At 70.0% G+C, this 16,368-nt stretch carries 17 protein-coding genes; 13 read left to right on the forward strand and 4 right to left on the reverse strand.

Going from position 1 to position 16,368, the window contains the following annotated elements; all coding sequences use genetic code 11:
• Window position 1: 1 nt before the first annotated feature.
• Window positions 2-817: an inositol monophosphatase family protein gene (locus ACIREI_RS39330; RefSeq protein ID WP_403343812.1), complete on the forward strand. Its 816-nt coding sequence runs from the start codon at window positions 2-4 to the stop codon at window positions 815-817.
• Window positions 818-878: 61 nt separating this feature from the next.
• Here ACIREI_RS39330 and ACIREI_RS39335 read toward each other — a convergent pair whose 3' ends face one another.
• The gene (locus tag ACIREI_RS39335) at window positions 879-1,052 is read right to left on the reverse strand and encodes a hypothetical protein (protein WP_164904867.1); all 174 of its coding nucleotides are present in this window, start codon (window positions 1,050-1,052) and stop codon (window positions 879-881) included.
• Between the two features lie 417 nt (window positions 1,053-1,469).
• Here ACIREI_RS39335 and ACIREI_RS39340 point away from each other — a divergent pair, with 417 nt between their 5' ends.
• The 4 genes from ACIREI_RS39340 (at window position 1,470) to ACIREI_RS39355 (ending at window position 5,001) form a co-directional block, all read left to right on the forward strand.
• A complete protein-coding gene (locus tag ACIREI_RS39340; RefSeq protein WP_007385219.1) occupies window positions 1,470-2,123 on the forward strand; it encodes a response regulator transcription factor in 654 nt (217 codons plus the stop codon).
• 6 nt (window positions 2,124-2,129) lie between these two features.
• Window positions 2,130-3,362: a sensor histidine kinase gene (locus tag ACIREI_RS39345; protein ID WP_403343816.1), complete on the forward strand. Its 1,233-nt coding sequence runs from the start codon at window positions 2,130-2,132 to the stop codon at window positions 3,360-3,362.
• A gap of 405 nt (window positions 3,363-3,767) precedes the next feature.
• The gene (locus ACIREI_RS39350; RefSeq protein ID WP_005481602.1) at window positions 3,768-4,064 is read left to right on the forward strand and encodes a DUF4193 domain-containing protein; all 297 of its coding nucleotides are present in this window, start codon (window positions 3,768-3,770) and stop codon (window positions 4,062-4,064) included.
• Between the two features lie 13 nt (window positions 4,065-4,077).
• Window positions 4,078-5,001 (forward strand): hypothetical protein, encoded by a 924-nt coding sequence (locus ACIREI_RS39355; RefSeq protein WP_403343819.1) that lies wholly within the window; start codon window positions 4,078-4,080, stop codon window positions 4,999-5,001.
• Window positions 5,002-5,121: 120 nt separating this feature from the next.
• On the opposite strand, the gene ACIREI_RS39360 is transcribed toward ACIREI_RS39355, so the two are convergent.
• A complete protein-coding gene (locus ACIREI_RS39360) occupies window positions 5,122-5,583 on the reverse strand; it encodes a DUF3093 domain-containing protein (protein ID WP_403343822.1) in 462 nt (153 codons plus the stop codon).
• 58 nt (window positions 5,584-5,641) lie between these two features.
• Between ACIREI_RS39360 and ACIREI_RS39365 the strand changes: the two genes are divergently transcribed.
• The 7 genes from ACIREI_RS39365 to ACIREI_RS39395 all read left to right on the forward strand — a co-directional run bounded on the left by ACIREI_RS39365 (window position 5,642) and on the right by ACIREI_RS39395 (window position 12,231).
• Window positions 5,642-6,226 (forward strand): PaaI family thioesterase, encoded by a 585-nt coding sequence (locus ACIREI_RS39365; protein ID WP_403343825.1) that lies wholly within the window; start codon window positions 5,642-5,644, stop codon window positions 6,224-6,226.
• A complete protein-coding gene (gene dut / locus ACIREI_RS39370; RefSeq protein ID WP_403343828.1) occupies window positions 6,223-6,783 on the forward strand; it encodes a dUTP diphosphatase in 561 nt (186 codons plus the stop codon). The genes ACIREI_RS39365 and dut overlap by 4 nt, the downstream gene beginning before the upstream one ends.
• Before the next feature lies 1 nt (window position 6,784).
• Window positions 6,785-7,543: a DUF3710 domain-containing protein gene (locus ACIREI_RS39375; protein ID WP_403343831.1), complete on the forward strand. Its 759-nt coding sequence runs from the start codon at window positions 6,785-6,787 to the stop codon at window positions 7,541-7,543.
• A 190-nt stretch (window positions 7,544-7,733) separates the two neighbouring features.
• A complete protein-coding gene (locus ACIREI_RS39380; protein ID WP_403343833.1) occupies window positions 7,734-10,310 on the forward strand; it encodes a DUF4118 domain-containing protein in 2,577 nt (858 codons plus the stop codon).
• Entirely contained in the window at window positions 10,304-11,020 is a 717-nt protein-coding gene (locus tag ACIREI_RS39385) for a response regulator (protein ID WP_403343836.1), read from the forward strand. Before ACIREI_RS39380 ends, ACIREI_RS39385 begins: the two co-directional genes overlap by 7 nt.
• 77 nt (window positions 11,021-11,097) lie before the next feature.
• Window positions 11,098-11,496 carry an OB-fold nucleic acid binding domain-containing protein gene (locus tag ACIREI_RS39390; RefSeq protein WP_301996244.1) on the forward strand — a complete coding sequence of 133 codons (399 nt, stop codon included), beginning with the start codon at window positions 11,098-11,100 and terminating at the stop codon, window positions 11,494-11,496.
• A 3-nt stretch (window positions 11,497-11,499) separates the two neighbouring features.
• Complete coding sequence (locus tag ACIREI_RS39395; protein ID WP_403343839.1) at window positions 11,500-12,231, forward strand: DUF3159 domain-containing protein; 732 nt, start codon at window positions 11,500-11,502, stop codon at window positions 12,229-12,231.
• A gap of 192 nt (window positions 12,232-12,423) precedes the next feature.
• On the opposite strand, the gene ACIREI_RS39400 is transcribed toward ACIREI_RS39395, so the two are convergent.
• Both ACIREI_RS39400 and ACIREI_RS39405 read right to left on the reverse strand, forming a co-directional pair.
• The gene (locus ACIREI_RS39400) at window positions 12,424-13,101 is read right to left on the reverse strand and encodes a potassium channel family protein (protein ID WP_403343842.1); all 678 of its coding nucleotides are present in this window, start codon (window positions 13,099-13,101) and stop codon (window positions 12,424-12,426) included.
• Entirely contained in the window at window positions 13,101-13,772 is a 672-nt protein-coding gene (locus tag ACIREI_RS39405; RefSeq protein WP_403343845.1) for a potassium channel family protein, read from the reverse strand. The genes ACIREI_RS39400 and ACIREI_RS39405 overlap by 1 nt, the downstream gene beginning before the upstream one ends.
• Before the next feature lie 505 nt (window positions 13,773-14,277).
• Here ACIREI_RS39405 and ACIREI_RS39410 point away from each other — a divergent pair.
• Window positions 14,278-16,326, forward strand: coding sequence for an APC family permease (locus ACIREI_RS39410; RefSeq protein WP_403343847.1), 2,049 nt, complete (start codon window positions 14,278-14,280; stop codon window positions 16,324-16,326).
• Window positions 16,327-16,368: the final 42 nt, after the last annotated feature.

Below are 16,368 nucleotides of genomic sequence, written 5' to 3' on the forward strand. Positions count from 1 at the left end.
CGTGACCGACCCCCTGCACTCGGAACTGCTCCGGCTTGCCCGGGAGGCCGCCCGTCGCGCGGGCGAGTTGCTGCGCGACGGGCGCCCGGCCGACCTCGCGGTCGCCGCGACCAAGTCGAGCCCGATCGACGTGGTCACGGAGATGGACATCGCGGCGGAGAAACTGATCACCGACCTGATCTCCGAGCACCGCCCGGACGACGGCTTCCTCGGCGAGGAGGGCGCCTCCACCGAGGGCACGAGCGGCATCCGCTGGGTGATCGACCCGCTCGACGGCACGGTCAACTACCTGTACGGCCTGCCCACTTGGTCCGTCTCCATCGCCGCCGAGCAGGACGGCGAATCGGTCGTCGGCGTCGTGGCTGCCCCGATGCGCGGCGAGACCTACCATGCGGTCCGTGGCATGGGCGCCTGGGCCACGGGCCCCTGGGACGGCGAACGCAGGCTCAGCTGCCGGCCCACCGCGCCCCTGGACCAGGCCCTGGTCTCGACCGGCTTCAACTACGTCACCGAGGTGCGCACCCACCAGGCCGACGTCGCGCAGCGGCTGATCCCCCTCCTGCGTGACATCCGCCGCGGCGGCTCGGCCGCGATCGACCTGTGCGACCTGGCCGCCGGCCGCCTCGACGGCTACTACGAGCGCGGCCTCAACGCCTGGGACGTGGCCGCGGGCGACCTGATCGCACGGGAAGCGGGCGCCCTGACCGGCGGACGCCCCGGAGAGCGCCCGTCACGCGACCTCGCGGTGGCGGCCACCCCGGGAGTCTTCGAGCCCCTCCAACGACTCCTGGAGGACTTCGGCGCCTGGCACGACTGATCGCGGGAGCACGCGAAGGGGCCCCGGCGCTGGATTCGCCGGGGCCCCTTCGTCGTACTCGTCAGACGCGTGACGCGCCGACTTCCACACCGTGCTCGGCGGCGAGGCGGCGCAGGTCGTCGAGCTCGCCCTGCTCCACCTCGACGAGGAAGTCGTCGCCCTCGTCACGAGCCCGCGTCAGGTCGGACTCGGTCGCCCTTATGCGCTGCAGAAGTCCTGCGGTGAATGCGTCCATGCTGCGCCCCCTCGTCCTGGGTCGTGGGTCGGTGGCACGGGGGTGTGCCGTTCGGAAGGGGCGATCACGTCTCCGATAGGTGCCCAGCGCTGCCCTGGCCGGGCGGCGACGGTGCCGGACACCCACGCCCGCTCTGCGGAAAGCGGATCGATTCGTACCGCATGGTGGTGCGGCACGAGCAGAGCGTGATCGCGGGGTGTAAAGCCGTCCTCCCCCCGGTCCCTTCCGCGGAAACCTCAACCGGAAGAGAAAATCTCGCATTCCCGGGCTTCACACCCGTCCTTCAGGGGCCGCACACCCGTCTTACCGCCGACTTATGGCGGAAAAGGGCAGGATGGAGGCCAAGACACCCGACCAACACCCCTGCTCGCGGGCGAGACAAGCGCTACGCGGGTGGACACAGGAAGGACAAGCGACGTGCGCGTACTCGTCGTCGAGGACGAGCAACTGCTCGCCGATGCGGTGGCCACCGGACTGCGCCGGGAGGCCATGGCCGTCGACGTCGTGTACGACGGTGCGGCCGCCCTGGAGCGCATCGGCGTCAACGACTACGACGTGGTCGTCCTCGACCGCGACCTCCCGCTGGTGCACGGCGACGACGTCTGCCGCAAGATCGTCGAACTCGGCATGCCCACGCGCGTGCTGATGCTCACGGCCTCAGGTGACGTCAGCGACCGCGTCGAGGGGCTGGAGATCGGCGCCGACGACTATCTCCCCAAGCCCTTCGCCTTCAGCGAGCTGACGGCACGCGTGCGTGCCCTCGGCCGCCGTACGAGCGTGCCGCTGCCGCCCGTCCTGGAGCGTGCCGGCATCAAGCTCGATCCCAACCGCCGCGAGGTCTTCCGCGACGGCAAGGAGGTGCAGCTCGCGCCGAAGGAGTTCGCCGTCCTGGAAGTGCTGATGCGCAGCGAGGGCGCGGTCGTCTCCGCCGAGCAGCTCCTGGAGAAGGCCTGGGACGAGAACACCGACCCCTTCACGAACGTGGTCCGGGTGACCGTCATGACACTGCGCCGCAAGCTGGGGGAGCCCCCGGTGATCGTCACCGTGCCCGGCTCCGGCTACCGGATCTGATCGACCATGGCCGCGACTCCCGCGCCTCCCCAGGCGCCCCCGAAGCCCACCTGGGACCCCCGCAGGCCGGAGGCCCCTTTTCCCTGGCTGCGCCCGACCATCCGGATAAGGCTCACGCTGCTCTACGGCGGCATGTTCCTGATCGCCGGCATCCTGCTGCTGTCGATCATCTATCTGCTGGCGGCGCAGGCACTGAACGTCGGCAGCGACCTCCCCTTCAAGATCGTCGAGGGCAAGGTCACGAGCGGTACCTGCAACCTGCCCGAAAGCGGCTCGGCCGGTGTGTTCAACGACGCGATGAACGACTGCGTCAACGAGCAGCGCCGGCACGCCCTGGACAATCTGCTCAGCCGCTCCCTCCTCGCCCTCCTCGGCCTCGCCGTGATCGCCTTCGCTTTCGGCTACGCCATGGCCGGCCGGGTCCTGTCGCCGCTGGGCCGGATCACCCGGACCGCGCGCGCGGTGGCCGGCTCGGACCTGTCCCGCCGGATCGAACTGGACGGCCCGGACGACGAGCTGAAGGAACTCGCCGACACCTTCGACGAGATGCTGGAGCGGCTGCAGCGGGCGTTCACCGCACAGCAGCGCTTCGTCGGCAACGCCTCGCACGAGCTGCGCACCCCGCTCGCGATCAACCGCACGCTCCTCGAGGTGCACCTGTCGGACCCGAACGCACCGATGGAACTCCAGCAGCTCGGCAAGACGCTGCTGGCCACCAACGAGCGCAGCGAACAGCTCGTCGAGGGACTGCTGCTGCTCGCCCGCAGCGACAACCAGATCGTCGAGCGCAAACCGGTGGACCTCGCGGAGGTGGCCGAGCAGGCCGTCGACCAGGTGCACGCGGAGGCCGAGGCCAAGGGCGTGGTGATCCGCGGCGAGCAGAAGCCCGCGGTCGTCCAGGGCAACGGCGTGCTGCTGGAGCGGATCGCGCTGAACCTGATGCAGAATGCCGTCCGTTACAACATCCCGGAGGGCGGCTGGGTCGAGGTCACCACCGATGTCCAGCACGGGCAGGCGGTCCTGCTCGTGTCGAACACCGGGCCGGTGGTGCCGGCGTACGAGATCGACAATCTCTTCGAGCCGTTCAGACGGCTGCGTACGGAGCGCACGGGCAGCGACAAGGGCGTCGGCCTGGGACTGTCCATCGTGCGGTCCGTGGCCCGGGCGCACGGCGGGCACATCTCGGCGCAGCCGCGTGAGGGCGGAGGGCTCGTGATGCGGGTCACTCTGCCGATCTGAGATCATGTGCGCCGACACCCGACGGAGATACGGGGATGTTCGCTTTGCGCGGAATTTTCTGGGCACTCGGCGAGCAGCCCCGTGTGTGATCGATCACAAGGGCGATTTTCTGGCCATCTACTGACAGTGATCATGCGGACCGTCGGAAAGCCGGGAAAATCCGGGTTTTCGGGGGTCCTGATCACGGGAAGTACACGGTGAGACGCCTTTGAACTGCGGCATTAGGACCGTGTACGGTCCCGTTCGCCATCCAAGCCGATCACTCTTGAGGAGTCCGGTTGGGTGTCGATTGAGTAACAGACCTTGATGTGAGGCAAAATCTCCGCCTCGGGTCGGGCACAAGTCCGGCCTCTCACGCGTTACGTGCGCTGGAGACACCGCAGACACCCAGAGGGGGAGAGCGACATGGCAACGGATTACGACACCCCACGCAAGACCGACGACGACGTCGACTCGGACAGCCTTGAAGAGCTGAAGGCCAGGCGGAACGACAAGTCGACGTCCGCAGTGGACGTCGACGAGTTCGAGGCTGCCGAAGGCCTGGAGCTGCCCGGCGCGGACCTCTCCAACGAGGAGCTGGCCGTCCGGGTGCTGCCCAAGCAGCAGGACGAGTTCACCTGCATGAGCTGCTTCCTGGTGCACCACCGCAGCCAGCTGGCCCGGGAGAAGAACGGTCAGCCGATCTGCCGCGACTGCGACTGAGGTCGGGTCGGGCATGACTGGCTCGACCCCTCCTTGGAAGCGCCGCTCCCGACGGTCGGGAGCGGACGAAGGGCCGTCCGACGGCCCGTACGGCGCGCGTGACGACGAGCGGGGCTCATCCGGGACGGGGGCCTCGCTCGAACCGACGTCGGGGGCCGGACTCCCGGCGCCGGCCGAGGTTGCCGCGCCCGTCGTTCGACGGCGGGCGGCGGTGATCCGGGAAAAGGCCCGCGAAGGCGTCCGTAAGGGCGGCAGCCGCGCCAGAGCCGGACTTGGGTACCTCGCCGACCGCATCATCGAGAACGCCCCGCGGATCCCCGTACGCGACCTCGCGACCCTCCGCCGGCAGTTCCCGGGCCTGGGGCCCGAGCAGATCGCGGACAAACTCGTGGCAGGCGCGGCGAACGCGAGCTCGACGGTCGGCGCGGGAGTCGGTGCGGCGGCGATGCTGCCGGTGCCGCCCGCGATGCCGACGGAGCTGGCCGCCGAGGTCACCGGTGTGGCGGCGATCGAACTGAAGCTGATCGCCGAGCTGCACGAGGTGTACGGCGTACGCCCGCCCGGCAGTCTGAAGGACCGCAGTACCGCGTATCTGTCCTCGTGGTCCGAGGAGCGCGGCATCGACCCGATGAAGCCGGCGACGGTGAACGCCGCTCTCGGTGGGCAGATGAAGCGGGAGCTGCGTCAGCAGATCATGAAGCGGATGGTCCGGAATCTGCCGAACCTCATGCCCTTCATGGTGGGAGCCGCGGTGGGCGCGGTCATGAACCGCCGGGACACCAAGAAGCTCGCGGCACGGATCCGGGCGGACCTGCGCAAGATGCAGGTGCCGTGGGACGAGTTGCCGGAACTGCCGGCGCTGGAGCGCCCGGCGAGACCGCTGGAGATGGGCGACGCCGGGCGGGTACGCGGGCGCAAGAAGCTCGGGGGCCGCTGAGATCCCGCCCGGGGAGGCCGCAACGGCCGTCGCGCAGAGGCCGTTCGGTGTGCCGCGGTCAAGTTTTCGCCACCGTGAGCACAAGTCTTGACCAGGCCGGTGAGGGCCCGCTCTGGTGTGCTAGACCGAGGCCTTCGCGGCCCTGATCGCCTCCGCCAACCGCTCCGGCTCCCGAGTCGACAGGTACAGGTACGGCGTCGGGTCCTCGGGGTCCGTGACCTCCACGCGCAGTGCCGTGGGGATGTAGGCGCGCAGGAGGAGGAAGGCCCGGGTGTCGGCCTTGTGGGTGCGCCAGGCGCGGGCCTCCTCCGGGTCCAGGACGTGTGCCTCGCCGAGGGCACGCACCGGGATCTTCGCCTCGCCCGCGATCAGCGAGTCGCCCACCAGACGGATGCGGACCGAGCCGTACGAGCTCGCCATGACGGCTGCCGCGGCGGTGCCGCCGGCGAGGCCCGCGAGCATGGGCAGCGTGCCGAAGGGCAGGAGGATCAGGGCCAGGGAGAGCCCGACCAGGAACGAGATCAGCCACCAGGTGCGGGGGGCCGTCAGGCGTTCTTCGTAGGGGGCGGCGGAGAGCTGCATGGAGCCAAGCTTGGCACGGTGTCCGGAACCCGCCGACGCGCGGGTAAGGTCTGCGGCTGTGAGTGGTACTTCCGCAACTCTCAAGCCTCCGGCCGACGCCGTGAAACCGGTCCGGCACCCCGATGCTCCCGCACCCGGCGAGCTTCTCGGTGCGCACTACGGCGAGTGTTTCGGCTGCGGTGGCGAGCAGGCCCACGGGCTGCACCTGCAGGCGCGTGCCGGTGACGGCGTCGGCATCACCGCCGAGTTCACCGTGCAGCCCGCCCATCAGGGCGCCCCGGGGCTCGCGCACGGCGGTGTCCTCGCGAGCGCCCTCGACGAGGCCCTCGGCTCGCTCAACTGGCTGCTGCGCACGATCGCCGTGACCGGGCGGCTGGAGACCGACTTCGTGCGGCCCGTTCCGGTGGGCACGGTGCTGCACCTGGAGGCCGAGGTGACAGCCGTTGCGGGCCGCAAGATCTACTCGACCGCCACCGGACGGATCGGCGGCCCCGACGGGCCCGTCGCCGTCCGCGCCGACGCCCTCTTCATCGAGGTGAAGGTCGACCACTTCATCGACAACGGCCGCCCGGAGGAGATCCGGGCCGCCATGGACGACCCGGACCAGGTCCGCCGTGCCCGTGCCTTCGAGGTGAACCCGTGAGCCGTGAGCCCCGTCGAGAACTCGACGTGCTGATCCGGCGCGTCGACCCCGACGTACCGCTTCCGACGTACGCGCACCCCGGCGACGCGGGAGCCGACCTGCGCACCACCGTCAGCCGTGAACTGAAGCCGGGGGAGCGGGCCGTACTGCCCACCGGGGTGTCCATCGCCCTGCCGGAGGGGTACGCGGCCTTCGTGCACCCCCGTTCCGGTCTTGCCGCCCGCCTCGGTGTCGCCCTGGTGAATGCCCCGGGGACGGTTGATGCCGGGTACCGTGGGGAGATCAAGGTGATCGTGGTGAATCTCGACCCGCATGAGACCGTGCGGTTCGAGCGCTTCGACCGGATTGCCCAACTGGTCGTCCAGCAGGTCGAGAAGGTTCGCTTCCAGGAGGTCGCGGAGCTTCCCGATTCGGCACGGGCCGCAGGGGGCTTCGGGTCCACCGGCGGCCATGCCGCGGTGGGCGGCACAAGCAGAACAAGCGGTCAGGCCGCCGACGGCGGCGCAACGGGTGGGAATCGATACGCTTCGGTCGTATCCGACCGGGAAGGACAGTGACGTGTTCGGACGTCGCAAGAAGAAGGGTGCCGCCGAGGACGCGGCCGGCGAGCCCGAGCAGGTCGTCGACATCGACACTGAGGCGGACGACGACGGCACGCGCGAGCGCGTACGGCTCGAGCCGGAACCGCGGCCCGACGGGCCCTGGGACAGCTCCGAGGTCCGTGACCCCGGCGAGGGCCGGGTGGACCTGGGCGGCCTGTTGGTGCCGGGCGTCGACGGCATGGAGCTGCGCGTCGAGGTCGCGGGCGACGCGATCGTCGCGGCGACCGTCGTGCTGCGCGACAGCGCCATCCAGCTGCAGGCCTTCGCCGCTCCCAAGCGCGAGGGCATCTGGGGCGAGGTACGCGAGGAGATCGGCTCCGGCATCACCCAGCAGGGTGGCATCATCGACGAGGTCGAGGGCCCGCTCGGCTGGGAGCTGCGGGCCCAGGTGCCGGTGCAGCTGCCGGACGGCACGGGCGGTTTCCAGGTAGTGCGGTTCGTCGGCGTGGACGGCCCCCGCTGGTTCCTGCGTGGTGTGATCTCGGGCCAGGGCGCGGTGCAGCCGCAGGCGGCCGGTCTGCTCGAGCAGATCTTCCGGGACACGGTCGTGGTCCGCGGCGACGGCCCGATGGCCCCCCGCGATCCGATCGTCCTGAAGCTGCCGAACGACGCCCAGATGGTTCCCGAGGGCGTCCAGCAGGAGGAGGCCGGTTCACGCTTCTCCGGCGGCATGGGCCAGCTCCAGCGAGGGCCGGAGATCACCGAGGTCCGGTAGTCGTACGGCTTCGAGGGCCGCACCCCGTGACGGGGTGCGGCCCTGTCGTGTTCGTGGGCGTCCACGCGGCGGAGCCGTCAGAGTTGCGTCAAAGACGTTCCCGGCGCCGCATCAGGCCCCGTTTGTCGCGATTGTTGGCCGTAAGGTCGACGCTGCGCAGGCAGCAGTGGGACCGGAAGACAATAGGGCCATGGGACGCGGCAAGCTTCGGATCTACCTCGGTGCGGCACCGGGCGTCGGCAAGACGTACGCGATGCTGTCCGAGGCGCACCGCCGTGTCGAGCGGGGCACGGACTGTGTGGTGGCGTTCGTGGAGCACCATGACCGGACCCGCACCGAGGTGATGCTGCACGGGCTGGAGCAGATCGCCCGGAACGAGCTCGGGTACCGAGGGGCCGTCTTCACGGAGATGGACGTCGACGCCGTACTGGCGCGGCGTCCACAGGTGGCGCTCGTCGACGAGCTGGCCCACACCAACATCCCCGGCTCGCGCAACGCCAAGCGCTGGCAGGACGTGGAGGAGCTGCTGGCCGCCGGGATCGACGTGATATCGACCGTCAACATCCAGCACCTGGAGTCGCTCGGAGACGTCGTCGAGTCGATCACCGGCGTCCGGCAGCAGGAGACCGTCCCCGACGAGGTGGTGCGCCGGGCCGACCAGATCGAGCTGGTCGACATGGAGCCGCAGGCGCTGCGGCGGCGGATGGCGCACGGGAACATCTACCGGCCGGACAAGGTCGACGCCGCCCTTTCGAACTACTTCCGGCCCGGAAACCTGACCGCCCTGCGCGAGCTGGCGTTGCTGTGGGTCGCGGACCGGGTCGACGAGTATCTGAAGCAGTACCGCAGCGATCACCGGGTGTCGACGATCTGGGGCTCGCGGGAGCGGATCGTGGTCGGGCTGACCGGCGGGCCGGAGGGACGGACGCTGATCCGCCGGGCCGCGCGGCTCGCGGAGAAGGGCGCCGGCGGCGAGGTGCTGGCCGTGTACATCGCCCGCAGCGACGGCCTGACCTCCGCCTCACCCAAGGAACTCGCCGTCCAACGCACCCTCGTCGAGGACCTGGGCGGCACCTTCCACCACGTCCTCGGCGACGACATCCCGGCGGCGCTGCTGGACTTCGCGCGTGGCGTGAACGCCACTCAGATCGTGCTCGGCTCCTCACGGCGCAAGAGCTGGCAGTACGTCCTCGGGCCGGGGGTCGGCGCCACGGTCGCCCGGGACTCGGGCCCCGACCTGGACGTCCACATCGTCACCCACGAGGAGGCCGCCAAGGGACGCGGGCTGCCCGTCGCCCGGGGCGCGAGCCTCGGCCGGTCCCGGATCATGTGGGGCTGGCTCATCGGCGTCGGCGGTCCGGCGCTGCTCACCCTGCTGCTGACCCACATCGACGCCGACCTGGGCCTCGCGAACGACATGCTGTTGTTCCTGACCCTGACGGTGGCGGCGGCCCTGCTCGGAGGCCTCCACCCCGCGCTGGCCTCGGCCGGGGTCGGCTCGCTGCTGCTCAACTGGTTCTTCACACCCCCGCTGCACCGCGTCTCGATCGCCGACCCGAAGAACCTGCTCGCGCTCGTGATCTTCGTCTTCGTGGCGGTGGCGGTGGCCTCCGTGGTGGACCTCGCGGCCCGCCGCACCCATCAGGCGGCCCGACTGCGGGCCGAGTCGGAGATCCTCTCCTTCCTCGCCGGGAACGTGCTGCGCGGCGAGACCGGCCTGGAGGAGCTGCTCGAGCGGGTCCGCGAGACGTTCGGCATGGAGGCGGCGGCGCTGCTGGAACGGCAGAGCGACGTCGATCCGTGGACGTGTGCGGGCCGGGTGGGCCCGGGGCGGGCGCCGGAGCGGCCGGAGGACGCGGACGTGGACGTACCGGTCGGCGATCACATGGCGCTCGCACTGGCCGGCCGGGTGCTGCCCGCCGAGGACCGCAGGGTGCTGGCCGCCTTCGCCGCGCAGGCCGCGGTCGTCCTGGACCGCCAGCGCCTGCAGCGCGAGGCCGAGCAGGCCAAGGAGCTGGCGGAGGGCAACCGGATCCGTACGGCGCTGCTGGCCGCCGTCAGCCATGACCTGCGTACGCCTCTCGCGGGCATCAAGGCGGCGGTGTCCTCGCTGCGCTCCGACGACGTGGCGTGGTCGGAGGAGGACGAGGCCGAACTGCTGGAGGGCATCGAGGAGGGCGCCGACCGCCTGGACCACCTGGTCGGCAACCTGCTGGACATGTCCCGGCTCCAGACCGGCACGGTCACGCCGCTGATCCGGGAGATCGACCTCGACGAGGTGGTGCCGATGGCGCTCGGCGGGGTGCCGGAGGACAGCGTCGAGCTGGACATTCCGGAGACGCTGCCGATGGTCGCCGTGGACCCGGGGCTGCTGGAGCGGTCGGTGGCCAACCTGGTCGAGAACGCCGTCAAGTACAGCCCGGACGGCAGCGCCGTCCTCGTCTCCGCGAGCGCCATCGCCGAACGGGTCGAGGTGCGGGTCGTCGACCGCGGCCCGGGCGTCCCCGACGAGGCCAAGGAACGTATCTTCGCGCCCTTCCAGCGCTACGGCGACGCCCCGCGCGGTGCCGGAGTGGGCCTCGGGCTCGCCGTCGCGCGCGGCTTCGCCGAGGCCATGAACGGCACCCTCAACGCCGAGGACACGCCCGGCGGCGGCCTCACCATGGTCCTCACCCTCCGGGCGGCGGGAGCGCGCGCGGAGCTTCTCGACCAGGAGGGCGCGTCAGTGGAACGCCCCGCGGAACCCGAAAGGCAGGCCACATGCTGAGCCCGACTGGGGGAACCCCCCAGGCCCCCACGAGGGTGCTGGTGATCGACGACGAGCCGCAGATCGTGCGCGCCCTCGTGATCAACCTCAAGGCCCGCAAGTACGAGGTCGACGCGGCCCACGACGGCACCACCGCCCTCGAACTCGCCGCCACCCGCCACCCCGACGTGGTCGTCCTCGACCTCGGTCTGCCCGACATGGACGGCGTCGAGGTGATCCGGGGACTGCGCGGCTGGACCCGGGTGCCGATCCTGGTGCTGTCCGCGCGGCACTCCTCCGACGAGAAGGTCGAGGCGCTGGACGCGGGCGCCGACGACTACGTCACCAAGCCCTTCGGCATGGACGAGCTGCTGGCCCGGCTGCGGGCCGCCGTCCGCCGGGCCGAGCCGACCGGGGGCGGCGAGGACGACGTGATGGTGGAGACCGAGGAGTTCACCGTCGACCTGGCCGCGAAGAAGGTCAACCGGGCCGGAAAGGACGTACGGCTGACCCCGACGGAGTGGCATCTGCTGGAGGTGCTGGTCCGCAACACGGGGCGGCTCGTCAGCCAGAAGCAGCTGCTGCAGGAGGTGTGGGGGCCGTCGTACGGGACGGAGACGAACTATCTGCGGGTGTACATGGCCCAGTTGCGCAGGAAACTGGAGGCCGATCCTTCGCATCCCAGGCACTTCGTCACGGAGCCGGGTATGGGATATCGATTTGAGAAGTGAGCTGGTCACAGCGGGCTGATTCCGGGGTCGGTACCAGGGGTACGAGAGTGTCGGTGCACCCCGGTAGGCTTCAAGACATGAGTGCTGTTCCTCGTTCCGAAAAGTCGGTGGGCCGGTTCCGGCGCATGCTCGACCGGCTCTCCTCGTCGCAGGAGGACCTGGAGTCCGAGGAGCTGCGGGAGGACGCCGAGACGGCCGGATGCATCAAGATCTGTGACTGCCATGACCGACAGATCGTGACGGTTACTGGTACCTTGCGCACGGTCACCCTGCGGCCGCGTGCGGGAGTCCCGGCCCTGGAGGCCGAGCTGTTCGACGGCTCCGCCGCCCTCGACGTGGTGTGGCTCGGCAGGCGCTCCATAGTCGGGATAGAGCCGGGACGCCGGCTGATCGCATCGGGGCGGGTCTCCATGAGCCGAGGCCGCCGGGTGCTGTTCAACCCGAAATACGAACTGAGACCCCTCGGACGGGAGTAGCCGGTGACGTCGCTCGACAAGCCGACTGAAGACACCACCGACACCGGCGCGGACGCCGAGCACGATGCCCGGGCGGTGACCGAGGCCGCGCTGTTCGAAGCCTTCGGCGGCATGCGCGGCATGATCGAGACGGTGCTGCCGGGTCTGCTCTTCGTCACCATCTACACGATCAACAAGGACCTGCACCTGTCGGCCATCGCCGCGCTCGGGGTGTCCCTGTTGCTCGTGGTGGTGCGCCTGGTGATGCGGGACACCGTCAAGCACGCGTTCAGCGGTGTCTTCGGTGTCGCCTTCGGTGTCGTGTTCGCGATGATGACCGGCAACGCGAAGGACTTCTATCTGCCCGGCATGCTCTACACGCTGGGGCTGGGGCTCGCGTACATCATCACGACCTTGTGCGGTGTGCCGTTGATCGGGCTGATCCTCGGGCCGGTGTTCAAGGAGAACCTCTCCTGGCGCAAGCGCAACCCCGGACGCAAGAAGGCCTACGCGAAGGCCAGTTACGCGTGGGGCGCGATCCTGCTGGCCAAGTGCGCGATTCTCTTCCCGCTGTACTGGTGGGCGGACACGACGCAGCTGGGGTGGGTGCTGGTCGCTCTGAAGATTCCGCCGTTCCTGCTGGCCGTGTGGCTGACGTGGGTGTTCCTGGCGAAGGCGCCGGCGCCGATCGATGTGTTCGCGGAGATGGAGGCGGAGGAGAAGGCGCGGGAGGCTGCCGCGAGGCCGGCCGAGTAGGCGTCCTGCGTCGCCGTCATCTGGGGGCTGCCGCCCCCAGGCCCCCGCTTCGGCCCTGAACGGGCCTCGTCCTCAAACGCCGGACGGGCTGAATTGCCTGGGCCGGCGCTGTGAAGTGAGCGTTGCCGTCCAAAGGCGTAGGGCGCCCCCAAGTCCGCAGGGCGCCCTTCGTCGTCGTAACCCTCGAGTCGGTCAGCCCGTCGTGTCCTCGCGGCGCACCGACAGCAGGTCCTCCAACTGCTCCTCCCGCGCCTGCGCGGCCACGAAGAGGAGCTCGTCGCCCGCCTCCAGGGAGTCCTCGCGGGACGGCGTCAGGACGCGGTTGCCGCGGATGATGGTGACCAGGGACGTGTCCTGGGGCCACTCCACGTCGCCGACCTGGGTGCCGGCCAGGGCCGACTCCTCCGGCAGGGTCAGCTCCACGAGGTTCGCGTCGCCGTGGCTGAAGCGGAGCAGGCGGACCAGGTCGCCGACGCTCACCGCCTCCTCGACCAGGGCCGACATCAGGCGGGGGGTCGAGACCGCCACGTCCACGCCCCAGGACTCGTTGAACAGCCACTCGTTCTTCGGGTTGTTCACGCGAGCCACGACGCGCGGGACGCCGTACTCCGTCTTCGCCAGCAGCGAGACGACCAGGTTGACCTTGTCGTCTCCCGTCGCGGCGATCACCACGTTGCAGCGCTGCAGGGCCGCCTCGTCCAGCGACGTGATCTCGCAGGCGTCGGCGAGCAGCCACTCCGCCTGCGGGACGCGCTCGACCGAGATGGCCGTCGGCGCCTTGTCGACGAGCAGGACCTCGTGGCCGTTCTCCAGCAGTTCGCCCGCGATGGAGCGACCCACCGCGCCGGCACCGGCAATGGCGACCCTCATCAGTGACCGCCCTCCTCTTCGGGACCCTTGGCGAACGCCGCCTCGACCTTGTCGACCTCGTCGGTGCGCATCATCACGTGCACCAGGTCACCCTCCTGCAGCACCGTCTGCGAGGTGGGCAGGATCGCCTCCCCGAGGCGGGTGAGGAACGCGACGCGGACCCCGGTCTCCTCCTGCAGCTTGCTGATCTTGTGGCCGACCCAGGACGCGGAGGCGTGCACCTCGGCGAGCTGGACGCCACCGGTGGGGTCCCGCCACAGCGGCTCGGCACCCGAGGGCAGCAGGCGGCGCAGCATCTGGTCGGCCGTCCAGCGGACGGTGGCCACCGTGGGGATGCCCAGGCGCTGGTAGACCTCGGCGCGACGGGGGTCGTAGATCCGGGCCGCGACGTTCTCCACGCCGAACATCTCGCGGGCCACGCGCGCGGAGATGATGTTCGAGTTGTCACCGCTGGAGACGGCGGCGAAGGCGCCCGCCTCCTCGATGCCCGCCTCGCGCAGCGTGTCCTGGTCGAAGCCGACGCCGGTGACCCGGCGGCCTCCGAACCCGGGGCCCAGCCGCCGGAACGCGGTGGGGTCCTGGTCGATCACGGCGACCGTATGCCCTTGTTGCTCCAGGGTCTGGGCCAGAGCGGAGCCCACCCTTCCGCAACCCATGATGACGATGTGCACGGCGCTTACCCCGCACTCCTCGTTAGGCGTCTGACTTGCGTGAACGTGGCGCTCATATCCTTCTCTCGGTTCGCCGGGCAACAGGCGCGGGCCGGTCGCGGACCGCTGGGCACATCATGCCGGGGAATCCCGTCGATGATCCCTCGCGATTCGGATCGTGGGCTCGCGTGTGCCTCAGTCCACCGTAACGTCAGGGTCGGACACACCGACCAGGCCCCACCTCAAGCGACCACCGGCCGCCTCAGCGGCGGTTGAAGCTGCGGAGGCTGGCCAGTGCCAGGGCGGCGAGTCCGGCGAGCGAGGCGAGGGCACCGACGAGCTGAGCGGCCGTCTGCGACATGAGGGCTCCCGGATGTGATGAGCGTACTGACGCAGGTCATGGAGGCATGTGGACGCCCGGGGGGTCGGCCCCCGGCGCGTGCCTGGCCCGGAATTCACCCCCGCGCCGCGCGCGATTTCACCCGGATGTGCTCCGCCCCAGGCAGGGGGCCTACGATTCTCTGTTGTGTCCAAACTGACCGACGTGCCCAAGCGGATTCTCATCGGGCGCGCGCTGCGCAGCGACCGGCTCGCGGAAACGCTCCTGCCGAAGCGCATCGCACTCCCCGTCTTCGCCTCCGACCCGCTGTCCTCCGTGGCCTACGCGCCCGGAGAAGTACTGCTGGTCCTCTCCATCGCGGGCGTGTCGGCCTACCACTTCAGCCCCTGGATCGCGGTCGCGGTCGTGGTGCTGATGTTCACCGTGGTCGCCTCCTACCGGCAGAACGTGCACGCCTACCCCAGCGGCGGCGGCGACTACGAGGTGGCCACCACCAACCTCGGCCCCAAGGCCGGTCTGACGGTCGCGAGCGCCCTGCTCGTCGACTACGTCCTGACCGTCGCCGTCTCCATCTCCTCCGGCATCGAGAACCTCGGCTCCGCGATCCCGTTCGTCGTCGAGCACAAGGTCGAGTGCGCGGTCGGTGTGATCGTGCTGCTGACGCTGATGAACCTGCGCGGCGTCAGGGAGTCCGGCAGCCTCTTCGCGATCCCGACGTACGTGTTCGTCACGGGCGTCTTCATCATGATCGCGTGGGGCGCGTTCCGCGGGCTGGTCCTGGACGACACCATGCGGGCGCCCACGGCGTCGTACGAGATCAAGCCGGAGCACGAGGGACTCGCCGGCTTCGCGCTCGTCTTCCTTCTCCTGCGCGCCTTCTCCTCCGGCTGTGCCGCGCTCACCGGTGTCGAGGCCATCTCCAACGGCGTCCCGGCCTTCCGCAAGCCCAAGTCGAAGAACGCCGCGACCACGCTCGCGCTGATGGGCGGGCTGGCCGTCACCATGTTCTGCGGCATCATCGTCCTAGCCATGGTGACCAAGGTCCGTATGGCCGAGCACCCGGCCGTCGACCTGCTGAGGGACGGTGTCGCCGTCGGCGCCGACTACGTTCAGAACCCGGTGATCACCCAGGTCGCCGAGGCCGTCTTCGGCAAGGGCAGCTTCTTCTTCATCGTGCTCGCCGCAGCCACCGCCCTGGTGCTGTTCCTGGCGGCCAACACCGCCTACAACGGCTTCCCGGTGCTCGGCTCGATCCTCGCCCAGGACCGCTATCTGCCGCGCCAGCTGCACACCCGCGGCGACCGGCTCGCCTTCTCCAACGGCATCGTGCTCCTGGCGGGCGCGGCCATCCTCCTGGTGTGGATCTACGGCGCCGATTCCACCCGCCTGATCCAGCTGTACATCGTCGGTGTGTTCGTCTCCTTCACGCTCAGCCAGACCGGCATGGTCCGCCACTGGAACCGCCTCCTGGCGACGGAGACCGACCAGGCCAAGCGCCGCCACATGGTCCGCTCCCGCGCGATCAACACCTTCGGCGCCTTCTTCACCGGCCTCGTCCTGATCGTCGTGCTCGTCACGAAGTTCACGCACGGCGCCTGGGTGGCCCTGCTGGGCATGGTGATCTTCTACGGCACGATGACGGCGATCCGCCGCCACTACGACCACGTCTCCGAGGAACTCGCCGCCCCCGAGGGCCCGAGCGACGACAGCGTACGGCCGTCCCGCGTGCACTCGGTCGTCCTGATCTCCAAGATCCACCGCCCCGCCCTGCGCGCCCTGGCCTACGCCAAGCTGATGCGCTCGGACACCCTGGAGGCGCTCAGCGTCAACGTCGACCCGGCGGAGACCAAGGCGCTGCGCGAGGAGTGGGAGCGGCGCGGCATCGACGTACCGCTGAAGGTGCTCGACTCGCCCTACCGCGAGATCACCCGGCCGATCATCGAGTACGTCAAGAGCCTGCGCAAGGAGTCCCCGCGCGACGCCGTCTCGGTCATCATCCCCGAGTACGTGGTCGGCCACTGGTACGAGCACCTGTTGCACAACCAGAGCGCGCTGCGGCTGAAGGGCCGGCTGCTGTTCACGCCGGGCATCATGGTGACGTCCGTGCCGTACCAGCTCCAGTCGTCCGAGGCGGCCAAGGCCCGGGCCCGCAAGCAGCAGGAATGGAACGCGCCGGGATCGGTGCGGCGGGGGCCGGCCCAGGAGCGGGCGAAGGAGACGGACGCTCAGCGTTGACGGGACGTCGGCGCTTGGTCCTTGGTGTTGACGGGGGCTGGG

The sequence above is a fragment of the Streptomyces sp. NPDC093591 genome (genome assembly GCF_044764885.1).
GTDB lineage: Bacteria > Actinomycetota > Actinomycetes > Streptomycetales > Streptomycetaceae > Streptomyces.

Bases quoted from the DNA above. Each gene is read 5' to 3' on its own strand.
- ACIREI_RS39390 (WP_301996244.1), top strand. From the start codon at position 11,098: ATGAGTGCTGTTCCTCGTTCCGAAAAGTCGGTGGGCCGGTTCCGGCGC.
- ACIREI_RS39400 (WP_403343842.1), bottom strand. From the start codon at position 13,101: ATGAGGGTCGCCATTGCCGGTGCCGGCGCGGTGGGTCGCTCCATCGCG.
- ACIREI_RS39355 (WP_403343819.1), top strand. From the start codon at position 4,078: ATGACTGGCTCGACCCCTCCTTGGAAGCGCCGCTCCCGACGGTCGGGA.
- ACIREI_RS39350 (WP_005481602.1), top strand. From the start codon at position 3,768: ATGGCAACGGATTACGACACCCCACGCAAGACCGACGACGACGTCGAC.
- ACIREI_RS39385 (WP_403343836.1), top strand. From the start codon at position 10,304: ATGCTGAGCCCGACTGGGGGAACCCCCCAGGCCCCCACGAGGGTGCTG.
- ACIREI_RS39335 (WP_164904867.1), bottom strand. From the start codon at position 1,052: ATGGACGCATTCACCGCAGGACTTCTGCAGCGCATAAGGGCGACCGAG.
- ACIREI_RS39345 (WP_403343816.1), top strand. From the start codon at position 2,130: ATGGCCGCGACTCCCGCGCCTCCCCAGGCGCCCCCGAAGCCCACCTGG.
- ACIREI_RS39380 (WP_403343833.1), top strand. From the start codon at position 7,734: ATGGGACGCGGCAAGCTTCGGATCTACCTCGGTGCGGCACCGGGCGTC.
- ACIREI_RS39360 (WP_403343822.1), bottom strand. From the start codon at position 5,583: ATGCAGCTCTCCGCCGCCCCCTACGAAGAACGCCTGACGGCCCCCCGC.